1 rRNA gene is annotated in these 1186 nt (G+C 56.0%); it reads right to left on the bottom strand.

The annotated features are described in order from the left end of the window. Positions 1–1186: ribosomal RNA gene (locus tag ACFWMP_RS31480) — 23S ribosomal RNA — on the bottom strand; the annotation flags it as partial.

The raw sequence follows: 1186 nt of genomic DNA, 5'->3' as shown, positions 1-1186 counted from the left end.
CCATCAGGCACTGTCCCTGAACCGGATCACGGTCCGAAGTTAGGTGACCGGTACAGCCAGAGTGGTATTTCAACGATGACTCCACCTGAACTAGCGTCCAAGCTTCAAAGTCTCCCAGCTATCCTACACAAGCCGAACCGAACACCAATATCAAACTATAGTAAAGGTCCCGGGGTCTTTCCGTCCTGCTGCGCGAAACGAGCATCTTTACTCGTAGTGCAATTTCACCGGGCCTATGGTTGAGACAGTCGAGAAGTCGTTACGCCATTCGTGCAGGTCGGAACTTACCCGACAAGGAATTTCGCTACCTTAGGATGGTTATAGTTACCACCGCCGTTTACTGGCGCTTAAATTCTCAGCTTCGCAGCCCGAAAGCGCCTAACCGGTCCCCTTAACGTTCCAGCACCGGGCAGGCGTCAGTCCGTATACATCGCCTTACGGCTTCGCACGGACCTGTGTTTTTAGTAAACAGTCGCTTCTCGCTGGTCTCTGCGGCCACCCCCAGCTCAGAGTGCAAAACTCATCACCAGACGTGGCCCCCCTTCTCCCGAAGTTACGGGGGCATTTTGCCGAGTTCCTTAACCATAGTTCACCCGAACGCCTCGGTATTCTCTACCTGACCACCTGAGTCGGTTTAGGGTACGGGCCGCCATGAAACTCGCTAGAGGCTTTTCTCGACAGCATAGGATCATCCACTTCACCACAATCGGCTCGGCATCAGGTCTCAGCCGTATGCAAGGCGGATTTACCTACCGTGCGGCCTACACCCTTACCCCGGGACAACCACCGCCCGGGATGGACTACCTTCCTGCGTCACCCCATCACTCACCTACTAACCGCTTGGTTCAGCGGCTCCACCACTCCCACTGACGGCAAAGCCGGCAGCGGGCGGTTTCACGGCCTTAGCATCACGATGCTCGATGTTTGACGCTTCACAGCGGGTACCGGAATATCAACCGGTTATCCATCGACTACGCCTGTCGGCCTCGCCTTAGGTCCCGACTTACCCTGGGCAGATCAGCTTGACCCAGGAACCCTTAGTCAATCGGCGCACACGTTTCTCACGTGTGTATCGCTACTCATGCCTGCATTCTCACTCGTGAACCGTCCACAACTCGCTTCCGCGGCTGCTTCACCCGGCACACGACGCTCCCCTACCCATCCATACTCCCGTTGAGGATATGTG

It is taken from the genome of Paenibacillus sp. NPDC058367, from assembly GCF_042723305.1.
In the GTDB taxonomy this organism is placed as follows: Bacteria; Bacillota; Bacilli; order Paenibacillales; family Paenibacillaceae; genus Paenibacillus_AQ.
Note: the sequence above shows the minus strand (reverse complement) of the source record. Positions and strands in the feature narration are given on the sequence as shown.